The sequence below is a fragment of the Streptomyces avermitilis MA-4680 = NBRC 14893 genome, assembly GCF_000009765.2.
Classification (GTDB): domain Bacteria; phylum Actinomycetota; class Actinomycetes; order Streptomycetales; family Streptomycetaceae; genus Streptomyces; species Streptomyces avermitilis.
In genome coordinates this window covers 5,142,288-5,156,110 of sequence record NC_003155.5, presented here as the reverse complement: position 1 = coordinate 5,156,110, position 13,823 = coordinate 5,142,288, and the positions used below count along the sequence as shown (strand labels likewise).

General features: G+C 70.3%; 12 protein-coding genes and 2 tRNA genes. 12 read left to right on the top strand and 2 right to left on the bottom strand.

Features of this window, described 5'->3' with window-relative positions; genetic code table 11:
* Positions 1 to 121 precede the first annotated feature (121 nt).
* Positions 122 to 589, bottom strand: a complete 468-nt coding sequence (locus tag SAVERM_RS21745; RefSeq protein ID WP_010985631.1) for an SSI family serine proteinase inhibitor — start codon at positions 587 to 589, stop codon at positions 122 to 124.
* Between the two features lie 216 nt (positions 590 to 805).
* Between SAVERM_RS21745 and SAVERM_RS21740 the strand changes: the two genes are divergently transcribed.
* A tRNA-Ser gene (locus SAVERM_RS21740) sits at positions 806 to 896 on the top strand.
* A gap of 205 nt (positions 897 to 1,101) precedes the next feature.
* Positions 1,102 to 1,174 (top strand) — tRNA-Arg (locus tag SAVERM_RS21735).
* Positions 1,175 to 1,290: 116 nt separating this feature from the next.
* On the opposite strand, the gene SAVERM_RS42950 is transcribed toward SAVERM_RS21735, so the two are convergent.
* Positions 1,291 to 1,695 carry a peptidoglycan-binding domain-containing protein gene (locus tag SAVERM_RS42950; protein WP_010985630.1) on the bottom strand — a complete coding sequence of 135 codons (405 nt, stop codon included), beginning with the start codon at positions 1,693 to 1,695 and terminating at the stop codon, positions 1,291 to 1,293.
* Positions 1,696 to 2,046: 351 nt separating this feature from the next.
* On the opposite strand from SAVERM_RS42950, the gene SAVERM_RS21725 reads away from it, so the two are divergent.
* The 10 genes from SAVERM_RS21725 to SAVERM_RS21680 all read left to right on the top strand — a co-directional run bounded on the left by SAVERM_RS21725 (position 2,047) and on the right by SAVERM_RS21680 (position 13,795).
* The gene (locus SAVERM_RS21725; protein WP_037647660.1) at positions 2,047 to 2,484 is read left to right on the top strand and encodes a hypothetical protein; all 438 of its coding nucleotides are present in this window, start codon (positions 2,047 to 2,049) and stop codon (positions 2,482 to 2,484) included.
* An 80-nt stretch (positions 2,485 to 2,564) separates the two neighbouring features.
* Positions 2,565 to 3,428, top strand: coding sequence for a DUF2797 domain-containing protein (locus SAVERM_RS21720; protein ID WP_010985628.1), 864 nt, complete (start codon positions 2,565 to 2,567; stop codon positions 3,426 to 3,428).
* Positions 3,429 to 3,487: 59 nt separating this feature from the next.
* Complete coding sequence (locus tag SAVERM_RS45615) at positions 3,488 to 4,015, top strand: antibiotic biosynthesis monooxygenase family protein (protein ID WP_338058989.1); 528 nt, start codon at positions 3,488 to 3,490, stop codon at positions 4,013 to 4,015.
* Positions 3,999 to 4,928: an amidohydrolase family protein gene (locus SAVERM_RS21710; protein ID WP_010985626.1), complete on the top strand. Its 930-nt coding sequence runs from the start codon at positions 3,999 to 4,001 to the stop codon at positions 4,926 to 4,928. The genes SAVERM_RS45615 and SAVERM_RS21710 overlap by 17 nt, the downstream gene beginning before the upstream one ends.
* A gap of 223 nt (positions 4,929 to 5,151) precedes the next feature.
* The gene (locus SAVERM_RS21705) at positions 5,152 to 5,892 is read left to right on the top strand and encodes a response regulator transcription factor (protein ID WP_037647813.1); all 741 of its coding nucleotides are present in this window, start codon (positions 5,152 to 5,154) and stop codon (positions 5,890 to 5,892) included.
* Positions 5,889 to 7,508: a HAMP domain-containing sensor histidine kinase gene (locus SAVERM_RS21700; RefSeq protein WP_010985624.1), complete on the top strand. Its 1,620-nt coding sequence runs from the start codon at positions 5,889 to 5,891 to the stop codon at positions 7,506 to 7,508. Before SAVERM_RS21705 ends, SAVERM_RS21700 begins: the two co-directional genes overlap by 4 nt.
* Before the next feature lie 14 nt (positions 7,509 to 7,522).
* Positions 7,523 to 9,064, top strand: a complete 1,542-nt coding sequence (locus SAVERM_RS21695; RefSeq protein ID WP_010985623.1) for a bifunctional glycosyltransferase family 2/GtrA family protein — start codon at positions 7,523 to 7,525, stop codon at positions 9,062 to 9,064.
* Positions 9,061 to 11,310: a glycosyltransferase family 39 protein gene (locus tag SAVERM_RS21690; RefSeq protein ID WP_010985622.1), complete on the top strand. Its 2,250-nt coding sequence runs from the start codon at positions 9,061 to 9,063 to the stop codon at positions 11,308 to 11,310. The genes SAVERM_RS21695 and SAVERM_RS21690 overlap by 4 nt, the downstream gene beginning before the upstream one ends.
* Positions 11,311 to 11,421: 111 nt before the next feature.
* A complete protein-coding gene (locus tag SAVERM_RS21685) occupies positions 11,422 to 12,918 on the top strand; it encodes an MFS transporter (protein WP_010985621.1) in 1,497 nt (498 codons plus the stop codon).
* 106 nt (positions 12,919 to 13,024) lie between these two features.
* A complete protein-coding gene (locus SAVERM_RS21680) occupies positions 13,025 to 13,795 on the top strand; it encodes a TetR/AcrR family transcriptional regulator (protein ID WP_010985620.1) in 771 nt (256 codons plus the stop codon).
* The last annotated feature ends 28 nt before the right edge of the window (positions 13,796 to 13,823 follow it).

The window sequence follows — 13,823 nt, the reverse complement described above, 5'->3', positions numbered from 1 at the left end:
CCCCGCCGAACCCCGACTTCATCCGGGACCGGACCGTGACCGCACCGTGCCCCGCCACGAGACCCGCGTGCCCGGTCGAACGCAGGTCGGAGTGCCGCTACGGACGGAGCCCGGACTGCCGCTACGAGCGTGGCGAACGGAGGTCGGGCAGGAGGGGGACGAGGTCGTTCCAGCGGGCGATCTGGCAACCGTCGCTGCGGTCGTACGTCGCGTTGACGGGGCGCCCGGCCCAGGTGCCGGTGACATACGCGGTGGCGGGGCCGCCGTACTGCATCGTGCAGAGGCCGTCCGGCGCGACCGGGGAGAAGGGGTCACGGCCCCAGATGGTCCGCCGGTCGAGCGTGCCGCAGGCACCGCCGGGGTCCGGGTGGCTGCCGCCGCCGGGATGACAGCGCAGCCGGTACGTCCCGTCGGCACGGCCCGCGTGGCTGACGGTGACGGTGAGGTGATCGCCTACCTCGTCGCCGCGGACCGGCGCCGGGGGAAGGGGGAGACCCTGGGCGTACGCGGTGGTGGGCGCCGCGTACGCGGCGAGGGCGGCGACGGTGAGAAGAACGCCGCGTGGGGTGTGCGTCGAGAGCTGGAACATGGCCTGACTAACGGCGCGGAGGCCGGGCGGTTGCGCGACCGGGGAACGTCGCGGGCACTCCGGTTGCCCGGCCGCCGGGCCGGGAGCCTCCCGGAACGATGCGGACTTTGCTCTGTGGGCCGCCTGCCTAGTACCGTAGGGGGCGATTGGTGACACCCCACTCGGCTGTGTCATCATCTGCACGCACCACTCGCGTCTCGCGCGGGCGGTTGTGCGGGAGGCGTCGCCTAGTCCGGTCTATGGCGCCGCACTGCTAATGCGGTTTGGGACTTCAATCCCATCGAGGGTTCAAATCCCTCCGCCTCCGCAGCAAGATCCGAAGCCCCGGTCCAGCTGGACCGGGGCTTCGGCGCGTCTACGGTCATCATCACGCCCCAGAACACGTTTGCGCAGGTCGCAAGGGGTGCGGCAAACGGATTTCACATGGCGGCGGCAGTCATGTAATGTTCTTCCTGTCGCCGCGAGCGGGTCGAAAGAACCGGGAGCGAAACGACAGCAGGACAACAAAACAAGCACTCGTAGCTTAACGGATAGAGCATCTGACTACGGATCAGAAGGTTGCAGGTTCGAATCCTGCCGAGTGCACACAGATCAAAGGCCCCCTGAGATGATCTCAGGGGGCCTTTGACGTCAGCGGTTGATGTCAGTCGCTGATATCAGCGCGGCTGGAAGCGCCGAGGGGTGTAGTTCTTCTGGGGGTGCTACCTCACCCGCTGGCAGCCGTAGGGCCAGGAGCTCGGGCGGTGCTTTATGGCCCGTCGGGTGTTCGGGCCGTAGACGCCGTCATCCTGGGTCCCGGCCTGGTGCTGCGCGTACTTCAGTGCGTCCCTGGTGGAGGGGCCGAAGATGCCGTCGGCGACGATGGTTGACCCGTAGCACCTTCGAAGCGTGCGTTGCAGAGCCAGGACGCCGTCGCCGCGGTTGCCGAGGGCGAGCTGGCAGTCCACTCCCGACTCGGAGGCGGGAACGAAGGCGTGCTGGTAGTTCTTGGCGCGGTCGCATGTGCCGGCGGCGTTCGCGGCGGTGGCACCGACAACGCTGACGCCGCCGAGGGCACTGGTGAGGAGCACAAGCGCGGCAGCAGCCCGTGTGATCTGGTTCGGCATCGTGGCCTCCCTGGGTGAGACCTTCAGTCCAACCGCATGAAGCAGGTCGGGGCAGAGCGCGGTGCCGGGCGCGCGGGGTACACCGGCGGCGCCCGCAGCGGGAAGCCGGGGCAGGTTCCGAGAGCTCCCACTCCCGCCGTGCAGGCCGACAGGTGGGCGCACACCTTTCGCGCCGTCAGTACTCCCACGCGCGGGCAGACCGGCGGAGGTGGCGGAGGTGGCAGCCGATGGGGGTGGATACACCATGAGAAGCGGTGTCGTCTGAAATATCCAAAAGAACGGTGATGTCACATCTCGCCGGTGCCACGGTGGGGTGTGACATGGACAAGGTTCACGCCGCTCCTCGGCGTCGTGCTCGGTGTGGTTGTGTCGTCGTTGGCCCAGTACTCACTCGGACGTGCGTCGGAGCGGGCCGAAGTGCGACGGAGTGCTCGTGAGCGCGCCGAGGCGCGCCGTAACGAACGCGTCACCCATCTCATCGACTTCCTGGCCGTCGTGCAGGAAGCCGAACGGGTCGCCGTAGACCGCTATCACCACCATCTGGCCGACGAGCAGTGGCAAGCACGGCAGATGCAGGCTGTCGACAGGATGTGGGTGGCGCAGAAGACGATTCACATGCTGTGCGCGTCCGAGGTCAACGCGGCGGCCCGTCGTCTGGCGTACGACGTTCAGGACGTGATCAGAAAGGGTCCCGAGGATCCGGGAGAGCCGCAGGACGAGAAGGTCTGGGCATACATCCGTCCCAGCCGAAAGGCGTTCCTCGATGTGGTGCGCGATCACTTGAAGTGAGAGCGGGCTCGGCGCGGGCGGCTCGGTGCGGGCGGGATGGCGGCCGGCGTTGTCAGTGGTGCCGCCTAATCTCGTGAGGGATGGCACAGGCGTGGAGATGTACGGGGCTGCGGTGGAGCGGCGACGGGGCTGTTCTGGTGTGGGAGGGCGGGGTGCGGAGTGCTCTGCCGCGGGGGAAGCGGGTGGCCTTTGGGGTGGTGACGGGGGGTGCGCGGACGTGTGTGGGAGCACGGGGGCACGCGTGTCCCGTGCGGGCGGCCGTGTCGGGGCGGAGCGCGGGGGCGCGGTGCGAGGAGTGTGCGCGGCTGGACCGGGCGCACTCCGTGGCCGCCGACACCCTCGCCGATGATCCGCGGCCGTACCACGTGTATCTCGCGTGGTTCGGGACCGGCATGGTCAAGGTGGGGATCACGGCGGTCGAGCGCGGGTCGGCGCGGTTGTTGGAACAGGGGGCCGTCTGCTTCAGCTGGCTGGGGCGCGGGCCGTTGATGGCCGCGCGGCGGGCCGAGGAGTTGCTGCGGGCCGCGCTCAAGGTGCCCGACCGGATTCCGTACGCCGACAAGCGGGCGGTGCGGGCGGCGTTGCCCGGGGCCGGGGAGCGGGGCGCCGAGATCGCCGGACTGCATGCGCGGGCGGTGGTCCTCGACGGATGGCCGGAGTCCTTGGAGCGGGAGCCGTTCCAGGTCGTCGACCATGAAGAGGCGTTCGGGCTGGAGGGCCTCCCGCCCGCCGACGGCGTGGTGAGTGAGCTCGTCGCGGGCGGTGCGGTGGGCGGTGAGGTGCTCGCCGTCGCCGGACCCGATCTGCATCTGGCGACCGAGCGGGGCGTCATCGTCCTCGACACGCGGCTGATGACGGGGTGGGAGCTGACCGCCGGGGACACCGGATTCACCGTGCCCGTGCGGGAGTTCAGGGAGGCGACCGTGCAGGACGGGCTGTTCTGAGGGGAGTTTCCTTGGGCCCTTCCTCGGTCCTTCTCTCGTCCTTCCCTCGCTCCGGAGTGATGGTCAAGAGTTGGATCCCTCTTGGATCCCTTTTGGAAAGGCGCTGGACCGCGGGTGAAATCGGGGCCGATCGTGGTGACATGAGCGATCACCGCGTTGCACCTGTCGGAGGAGCGTCTCCCGGCGGTACACCCGCCGCCCCCGCCCCCGTCCCTTCCCCAGCCTCCGCCCCTTCCCCAGCCTCCGCCCCCACCCCCACCCCCGCCCACGAACCCCCTTACTACTCCGTCATCTTCACCTCCGTACGGACCGAGGGGGACAACGGATACGGGGAGACCGCCGAGCGTATGGAGGAGCTGGTCAAGGAGATTCCGGGGTTCCTCGGGGCGGACATGGCGCGTACGCCCGGTGGGCTCGGGATCACCGTCGCGTACTTCCGGGACCTGGACGCCGTCGAGGAGTGGCGGAGCCACCTGGAGCACCGCGCGGCGCAGCAGTACGGTCGAGCCCACTGGTACGAGAGCTACACCCTCCATGTCGCCAAGGTCGAGCGGAGTCACAGTTTTGAGCGTGCGCGGGAGCGGTAGCGGGACTGACGGAACCGGCGAGGAGATCCTTGCCGTACGCCGGTTCTGGGAGCGCCTCGGGCTTCCCGGCCTCGTCGACGTCCACACCCACTTCATGCCCGAGCGCGTCCTGCGCAAGGTCTGGGACTACTTCGACGGGCTCGGCCCCCTGACCGGCGGGCTGGAGTGGCCCATCACCTACCGCTCCGACGAGGACCAACGGCTCGCGACCATCAGGGAATTCGGCGTCCGGGCCTTCACCGCCATGCTCTACCCGCACAAGGCCGGCATGGCGCGATGGCTCAACTCCTGGGCCGTCGACTTCGCCCGGCGTACCCCCGACTGCCTGCACACGGCGACCCTGTTCCCGGAGCCGGGTGTCGAGGCGTACGTGCTGGAGGCCGTCGAGCAAGGCGCCCGTGTCTTCAAGGCCCATGTGCAGGTGGGGGCGTACGACCCCGCCGACGAGCTGCTCGATCCGGTCTGGGGACTGCTCGCCGAGGCCGGGGTCCCGGTCGTGATGCACTGCGGATCGGGGCCCGCGCCCGGCAAGCACACCGGGCCGGGACCGGTCGCCCAGGTGCTCGCCCGGCATCCCCGGCTGCGGCTGGTCGTCGCGCACCTGGGCATGCCCGAGTACGAGGACTTCCTCGACCTGGCCGAGCGGTACGGGGAGGTCCGGCTGGACACGACCATGGCGTTCACCGACTTCAGCGAGCGGCTCGCGCCCTTCCCCCGGGGGGCCCGCCCCCGGCTCGCCGGCCTCGGCGACCGCATTCTGCTGGGTACGGACTTCCCCAACATCCCCTATCGGTACGTCGACCAGCTGTACGCCCTGGAGCGGCTCGGGCTCGGTGACGACTGGCTCCGCTCGGTCTGCCACGGGAACGGAGCGCGACTCTTCGGGCTCGCGCAGCCGCAGGAACTCTCATGAACCCTCATAGCCGCACACGCCTTCCCAGCCCACGCACAGACTGTTCATGAGGAGAGCGGGTGCCCTCGGTCACTCCCGCTCCGCGTGGAGGGACCATGGGCCCCGGAATTCCGGCGGATCGGACAAGTTTTCAGGTGTTTCCTGAGAGGCGCCTGTGCGTTTCTTAGGAAAATCACAGGTTCCAGAAAGCGTTCTCTCAGGGGGCCCCGACATGGTGTCCACCATGACCACGACCTCGCCCCAGGGGCGCACCGAACTGCTGAGGCCGGACGGGAGCCCCGTCCGAGTGCTTGTGGTGGACGACGAACTGTCGATCACCGAACTGCTGTCCATGGCCCTTCGCTATGAGGGCTGGCAGATCCGCAGCGCGGGCGACGGGCAGGGTGCGGTGCAGACCGCGCGCGAGTTCCGTCCCGACGCTGTCGTTCTCGACATGATGCTGCCGGACATGGACGGCCTCACCGTCCTGGGGCGCCTGCGGCGCGAACTGCCCGACGTGCCCGTCCTGTTCCTCACGGCCAAGGACGCGGTCGAGGACCGGATCGCGGGCCTGACCGCCGGCGGCGACGACTACGTCACCAAGCCGTTCAGCCTGGAAGAGGTCGTGGCCCGGCTGCGCGGGCTGATCCGCCGCTCCGGTGCCGCCGACCGGCGCTCCGACTCCATGCTCGTCGTCGGAGACCTCACCCTGGACGAGGACAGTCACGAGGTGTCGCGGTCCGGGGAGAACATCCACCTCACCGCCACGGAGTTTGAACTCCTGCGGTTCCTGATGCGTAATCCCCGGCGTGTACTCAGCAAGGCGCAGATCCTCGACCGGGTGTGGTCGTACGACTTCGGCGGCCAGGCCAACGTCGTCGAGCTCTACATCTCGTACCTGCGGCGCAAGATCGACGCCGGGCGTGAGCCGATGATCCACACCCGACGCGGAGCCGGCTACCTGATCAAGCCCGCGGTGTCATGAGCGGACGACGACGACCGCGTACGCAGCGGCGAGGGCGAGGACGACAGCCGCGCACGCTGCGGACGCGGCTCGTCGTCTCGGCGGTGGCGCTCATCGCCGTGGTGTGTGCCGTCATCGGCACGGTGACGACCATCGCGCTGGACCAGCATCTGGACGAGCAGCTCAACGGCAAGCTGCACGAGACCGCCATGCGCGCGTCCGGCGGCGCCAAACCGCCGGGCGGCAAAGTCCCGGACCACGGCCCCGCGGGGGACGCGGTGGAGCAGCAGTCACCGAGCGCCCGGCTCACCAGCTTCGTCCAGCGGGGAGGTCCGCAGGTCAAGACCATGGCCGCCTACCAGGACAGTGGCGGGACGGTCGTCAAGGCGGTCGTCGCCGAGTTCAAGTCGTCCGACACCGCCGGTCAGAAAATGGACGCCGGCACACTCGACGACGCGCAGACGGCGGCTCTCACCTCGGTGCCGAAGAGCGGCACGCACGACGTGAACATCCCGTCGTTCGGGGAGTACCGGGTCGAGTACGTTGCCAGTCCCGACGGAAAGGGTGGGTACTACGTCGCCCTCCCCACCCAGGACGTCACCAACACCATCAACACCCTGATCCTCGTCGAGGTCAGTGTCACCGCCGCCGGTCTCGTCGCCGCCGCCATCGCAGGATCCGTCCTCGTCGGTGTCGCCCTGCGCCCGCTGCGCAAGGTCGCCGCCACCGCCACCCGTGTCTCCGAACTCCCGCTGCACACCGGCGAGGTGACCCTCAACGAGCGGGTCTCCGAGTCCGAGACCGACCCGCACACCGAGGTCGGCCAGGTCGGCGCCGCCCTCAACCGCATGCTCGACCACGTCCACGGCGCCCTCCAGTCGCGCCAGCAGAGCGAGATGCGCGTACGGCAGTTCGTCGCGGACGCCAGTCATGAGCTGCGTACCCCCCTCGCGTCGATCCGTGGATACGCCGAGCTGACCCGCCGCGGCCGGGAACAGACCGGTCCCGACACCCGGCACGCCCTCGGGCGGATCGAGTCCGAGGCCGGCCGCATGACCCTCCTCGTCGAGGACCTCCTCCTGCTCGCGCGGCTCGACGCCGGCCGGCCCCTCCAGTACGAGCAGACCGACCTCGTACCCCTTGTCATCGATGCCGTCAGCGACGCCCGGGCGGCCGGGCGCGACCACAACTGGCGGCTCGAACTGCCCGACGAACCGGCGCTGGTGTCGGCGGACGCCGCCCGTCTGCAACAGGTCCTCGTCAACCTGTTCGCGAACGCCCGCACCCACACCCCACCCGGTACGACCGTCACCGCGCGCGTCCACCGGCACGGGCCGTGGCTGTGCGTGGACGTCCAGGACGACGGACAGGGCATCCCGCCGGATCTGCTTCCCCATGTCTTCGAACGGTTCGCGCGAGGCGATTCGTCGCGCTCCCGTTCCTCCGGGTCGACCGGACTCGGGCTTGCCATCGTGCAGGCCGTGGCGGCCGCGCACGGCGGCGCGGTGACCGTCGACAGCGTCCCGGGCCGCACCGTGTTCACCGTGCATCTGCCGGCGCTTGCCCCCGAAACAAACTGGCAATCGCACTCACAGGCACAGCACAGCGCCACCACATGGGTGCAACAGGCCGTTTGACGAGAGTCGTTCGCATGCGAACCGACTCTTCTCCCGGCAACCTGCCGGCGCGGGAGCACCTCCCGGCCGGAAACGCCGGTACGCCTGTCCTGGACGTAGTGATCCCCGTCTACAACGAGGAGAAGGACCTCCAGCCATGTGTGCTCAGACTGCACGAGCACCTCGCGCGCACCTTCCCGTACGCGTTCCGCATCACGATCGCGGACAACGCTTCCACGGACACCACCCCCCAGGTGGCCGCGCGGCTGGAGGCGGAGATTCCCGAGGTCAAGTCCTTCCGGTTGGAGCAGAAGGGGCGCGGCCGGGCGCTGCGCACCGTCTGGTCCGCGTCGGACGCCCCGATCCTCGCGTACATGGACGTCGACCTGTCCACCGACCTCAACGCGCTGCTGCCGCTGGTGGCGCCGCTGATCTCGGGTCACTCCGACCTGGCGATCGGTTCCCGGCTGTCCCGCTCGTCGCGTGTGGTGCGCGGCGCCAAGCGGGAGTTCATCAGCCGTACGTACAACCTGATCCTGCGGGGTTCGCTGCAAGCCCGCTTCTCCGACGCGCAGTGCGGCTTCAAGGCGATCCGCCGTGATGTGGCTCAGGTGCTGCTGCCCCTGGTCGAGGACAGCGGCTGGTTCTTCGACACCGAGATGCTGGTGCTCGCCGAGCGTGCCGGACTCCGGATCCACGAGGTGCCGGTCGACTGGGTCGACGACCCGGACTCGACGGTGCACATCGTGAAGACCGCGACCGACGACCTCAAGGGGGTGTGGCGGGTAGGAAGGGCTCTCGCCACGGGATCGCTGTCGCTGGACCGGCTCGCCCGGCCCTTCGGGGACGACCCCCGCGATCGTGAACTGGCCGACGTGCCCAAGGGCCTGGCCCGCCAGCTGGTCGGATTCTGCGTGGTCGGCGGTCTGTCCACGCTCTTCTATCTGCTGCTCTACAGCGGCTTCCGTTCGTTCACCGGCTCGCAGATCGCCAACGCGCTCGCCCTGCTGGTCTCGGCGGTCGCCAACACGGCGGCCAACCGGCGCCTGACCTTCGGGGTACGCGGCCGGGGCGGCGCCGTCCGCCACCAGGCACAGGGCCTGGTCGTCTTCGGTATCGGACTCGCCCTCACCAGCGGCTCGCTGGCCGCGCTGAACGCGGCGACCTCCAGCCCCGCGCACGCCACCGAGCTGGCGGTCCTCATCGCCGCCAACCTCGCGGCGACGGTCCTGCGGTTCCTGCTCTTCCGCGCCTGGGTGTTCCCGGACCGGCGCGACGCCGACGCGGAGTCGACCGTCGTCGCGTCCCACGCCCCGTCCTCGCCCACCTACTCGACGGCGCTTCCGCACCACCAGGGCCACCACCAGGGCCACCATCCGGGCCAGTACCAGGGCCAGTACGAGGGCCAGTACCAGGGCCAGCACTCGCCGCAGCCCCAGCGCCCCCCGGCGCCCGCGGCTCCGTACGACACAGCCCAGTTCCGCGCCGGCGAAGCCGCGGACCGTACCTGGGGGGACTCGACCATGCAGATGCAGGCCGTGCGCCCGCACGATCACGATCCGAGGAACGCACGATGACCACTCAGCCCGATACGACGTATCAGGGGGACGCGAGCCCCTCCTGGGGACCGCCGCCGAACAGTACGGCGGTGCGGGAACCCGCGCTTCCCGGCGCCCCGGCACCCGGATCCGGCGATCCCGAGCAGCCGTTCCTCCGCAGACTCTGGCGCGGCCGGCCCGAGGACCCGCGCTGGACGCGTCCCGCGTTCCTCGGCCTGCTGGCCGCCACCGGGCTGCTGTACCTGTACAACCTGAGCTCCTCCGGATACGCCAACTCCTTCTACTCGGCGGCCGTCCAGGCCGGCAGCAAGAGCTGGAAGGCGTTCTTCTTCGGCTCCCTCGACTCGGCCAACGCCATCACCGTCGACAAGCCCCCGGCCTCGCTGTGGCCGATGGAGCTGTCGGTGCGGATCTTCGGCCTCAACTCGTGGGCGATCCTCGTCCCCGAGGTGCTGATGGCCATCGCCACGGTCGCCGTGCTGTACGCGGCGATCCGCCGCCGGTTCAGCCCCGCGGCCGGTCTGATCGCGGGCGCGGTGCTCGCGCTGACCCCCGTCGCGGCGCTGATGTTCCGGTTCAACAACCCGGACGCGATACTCGCGCTCCTGATGACCGTCTCGGTCTACTTCGTGATCCGCGCCCTGGAGGACGGCCGCACCAAGTGGCTGCTCTGGGCCGGTGCCGCGGTCGGCTTCGCCTTCCTGACGAAGACCCTCCAGGCCTTCCTGATCCTTCCGGCCCTCGCCGCGCTGTACGCGGTCTGCGCGCCGGTGAAGCTGAAGAAGCGCCTGGGACAGCTCGCCCTCGCGGGTGTGGCGATGGTCGTCGCGGGCGGCTGGTGGGTCGCCATCGTCGAGCTGTGGCCGGCCTCCTCGCGCCCGTACATCGGCGGCTCGCAGAACAACTCCTTCCTGGAGCTGACCTTCGGTTACAACGGTCTCGGCCGCATCAACGGCGAGGAGACCGGCAGCGTCGGCGGCGGTGGCGGTGGCGGTGGCGGCGGCACCGGCCAGTGGGGTGAGACCGGCTGGAACCGGATGTTCAACTCCGAGATCGGCGGTCAGATCTCGTGGCTGCTGCCCGCCGCGCTGATCCTCTTCGTCGCGGGCCTGTGGCTCACCCGCAAGGCCAAGCGCACCGACCTGGTCCGCGGCTCGTTCCTCGCCTGGGGCGGCGCGCTGCTGATGACCGGCCTCATCTTCAGCTTCATGGCGGGCATCTTCCACCAGTACTACACGGTGGCCCTGGCTCCTTACATCGCCGCCCTGATCGGCATGGGCGCCACCGTCCTGTGGGAGGAGCGGACGAAGGTCTGGGCCTCGCTGACCCTCGCGGGCGCCGTCGTGGCGAGTGCGGTCTGGGGCTATGTGCTCCTCAACCGCACCTCGGACTACCTGCCCTGGCTGAAGTGGTTCGTCCTCGTCGGCGGCCTGGCCGGCGCGCTGGGCCTGGTCTTCGCGGCCAAGCTGGGCCGTCGGCTCGCTCTCGCGGCGGTCGGCCTGAGCTTCGTGGCCTCGGTCGCGGGTCCGACGGCGTACACGCTGAGCACGGTGAACACCGGTCACACGGGTTCGATCGTCACGGCCGGTCCGGCCGGCGCCGGCATGGGCGGCCGTGGTGGTGGTCCCGGCGGCGGCGGTGGCGGCATGCGCGGCGGGTTCCCCGGAGCCGGCCAGAACCAGCAGGGCGGCACCGGCAACACCCAGCAGGGAGGCGGTCCGCAGGGCGGCGGTCAGCAGGGCGGCGGCATGGGCCAGCCCCCGACCGGCGGCTTCGGCGGCAACCAGCAGAACGGCAACGGCAACGGCAACGCCCAGGGCCAGAACCAGCAGGGCGGCATGCCCGGCGGCGGTCAGACGGGCGAGCGCGGCGGCATGGGCGGCGGCATGGGCGGTCTGCTCAGCGGTGCCAGCGTCAGCTCCGCGGCCAAGAAGCTGCTGGAGACCGACGCCGACAGCTACACCTGGGCCGCGGCGGCCATCGGCGCGCAGAACGCGGCGAGCTACCAGCTCTCCACCGGCGACCCGGTGATGGCGATCGGCGGCTTCAACGGCAGCGACCCGTCACCGACGCTGGCCCAGTTCAAGGAGTACGTGGCGGACGGCAAGATCCACTACTTCATCTCCAGCGGCACGGGCGGCGGGATGGGCGGCAGCAGCTCCGGCACCTCCTCGGGGATCAGCAGCTGGGTGGAGAAGAACTTCACGAAGGTCACCGTGGGTTCGTCCACCTTCTACGACCTGACGAAGAAGTCCGGCAGCTGACCGTCTCCTGACGGTTCCCACAAGGCGGTCGAGGCGGTGGCCGGGGCGAGAGCCCCGGCCACCGCCTTAGTGCGTTGTACGGCGTACAGGGACTGTTCTACGGTGTACAGCATGTCCACCTCCCCGGCTCCCGAGGTCCCCCAGGGCCACCCCCAGCGCTGGCTGATCCTCGGTGTCATCTGCCTCGCGCAGCTCACCGTCCTGCTCGACAACACCGTGCTGAACGTGGCGATCCCCTCCCTCACCCGGGAGCTGGGCGCGGCGACCTCCGACATCCAGTGGATGATCAACGCCTACTCGCTGGTGCAGTCCGGGCTGCTGCTCACCGCGGGCAGCGCGGCCGACCGCTACGGCCGCAAGAAGATGCTGATCGCGGGGCTCGCGCTGTTCGGCGTCGGTTCCCTGATCGCCGGACTCGCCGACTCCACCGGGCAGCTGATCGCCGCGCGGGCCGGGATGGGTGTGGGCGGCGCGCTGCTGCTGACCACGACCCTCGCCGTGGCGATGCAGATCTTCTCGCCCGAGGAGACCCCGAAGGCGATCGGCATCTGGAGCGCGGTGAACGCGCTGGGCTTCGCGGTCGGCCCCCTTCTCGGCGGCTTCATGCTGAACCACTTCTGGTGGGGCGCGATCTTCCTGATCAACCTGCCGGTGGCGGCGCTGGGGCTGGTCGCGGTCATCGCCCTCGTGCCCGAGTCGAAGAATCCGAGCGGCGACCGGCCCGACGCCCTGGGCGCCGTACTCTCCACGATCGGCATGACCTCGCTCGTGTACGCGATCATCTCGGGGCCGGAGCACGGCTGGACCTCGGGCAGGGTGCTGCTGACCGCGGCCGTGGCGGTGGCCGTGCTGGGGGCCTTCGCGTACTGGGAGAGCCGGATCCCGTACCCCATGCTGGACCTGCACTTCTTCCGGGACCGGCGCTTCACGGGCGCGGTCGCCGGGGCGGTGCTCATCACCTTCGGCATGGGCGGCGCGCTGTTCCTGCTCACCCAGCACCTCCAGTTCGTCCTCGGGTACGGGGCGTTGGAGGCGGGCCTGCGGACGGCCCCGCTCGCGCTCTCGGTGGTGGCGCTGAACTTCTCGGGGCTGTCGGCGAAGTGGACGGCGAAGCTGGGCGCGCCGGTGTCGATCGCGCTCGGCATGGCGCTGATGTCCGGCGGACTGGTGTCGATCGCGACGCTCGCCGCCGACGGCTACGGCGGCACGCTCGTCGGCCTGCTCCTCATCGGCGCGGGCTGCGCGCTCGCCAACCCCGCGATGGCGTACGCCATCATGAGCGCGATCCCCCCGGCGAAGGCGGGCGTGGGCGCGGGCATCAACGGCACGCTCGCCGAGTTCGGCAACGGCCTGGGCGTGGCGGTGCTCGGCGCGGTCCTCAACTCCCGCTTCGCCGCGCTGATCCCGGTCGCGGCGTCCTCGCTGCCGGCGGCGCTGGCGTCGGCGGGATCGGCCGAGGAGCGCGGACGGATCACGGACGCGTTCTCATCGGGCCTGGAGACCAGCCAGCTGGTGGGCGCGGTGGCCGTGCTGCTCGGCGGACTGCTGGCGGCGGCGTTGCTGCGCCGGGCGGAGCGGGCAGACTCCGCGGTGGCGGCGTCCGCGTAGCGCCCGCTTAGCATCAGGGAGGGGGCGGATCCGGGTATTCCGGAACCGCGCCCGCCGAAGTCCGAAGTCCGAAGTCTGAAGTCCGACAGCAGCGAGAAGGTGCGCCATGGTGAGGGCAGCCGACCGGGCCGAGCGTCCGGCACGGACCAGCGTCTGGCTGGAGGGCAAGGTGCCCCGGGGCGGCGGGGCGCGCGGCGGGCAGCCGTCGGGGCTCGACCGGGAGCGCATCACCCGGGCGACGATGCGGCTGCTGGACGCGGAGGGGCTGGCCAAGTTCTCGATGCGCCGGCTCGCGGCGGAGCTGAACGTCACGGCGATGTCCGTGTACTGGTACGTCGACACCAAGGACGATCTGCTCGAACTCGCCCTGGACGCGGCCTTCGGCGAGCTGCGGTTGCCGGCGGCCGACGCGGACGAGGACTGGCGCGAGCAGCTGCGGGCGCTGGCCACGGAGTACCGGGGGCTGCTGGTGCGCCATCCCTGGCTGTCCCCGCTGGCCGGCACGTACCTCAACATCGGCCCGCACTCGCTGGACTTCTCCCTCACGGTCCAGCGGGTGATCCGCCGCACCGGGCTGCCGGCGCACGGGCAGATGGGCGCGATCTCGGCGGTCTTCCAGTTCGTGTACGGCTTCGGCACGATCGAGGGCCACTTCATCGAGCGCTGCTCGGCGGCCGGGATGAGCCAGGACGACTACTTCCGCCAGGCCATGAGCGCGGTGACCGAGGCCCCCGAAGTCGGCGAGGCCGTCCACCAGTCCGCGGACCTCATGGAGGCCCGCGGCGGCGACACGGTGGAGGAGATGAGGGAACGGGACTTCACCTTCGCCCTGGAGACCTTGATCGCGGGCATCGAGGCGATGGTGGAACGCGGCTGACCGCCCACGGCCGGACCGCCCGGGGGAC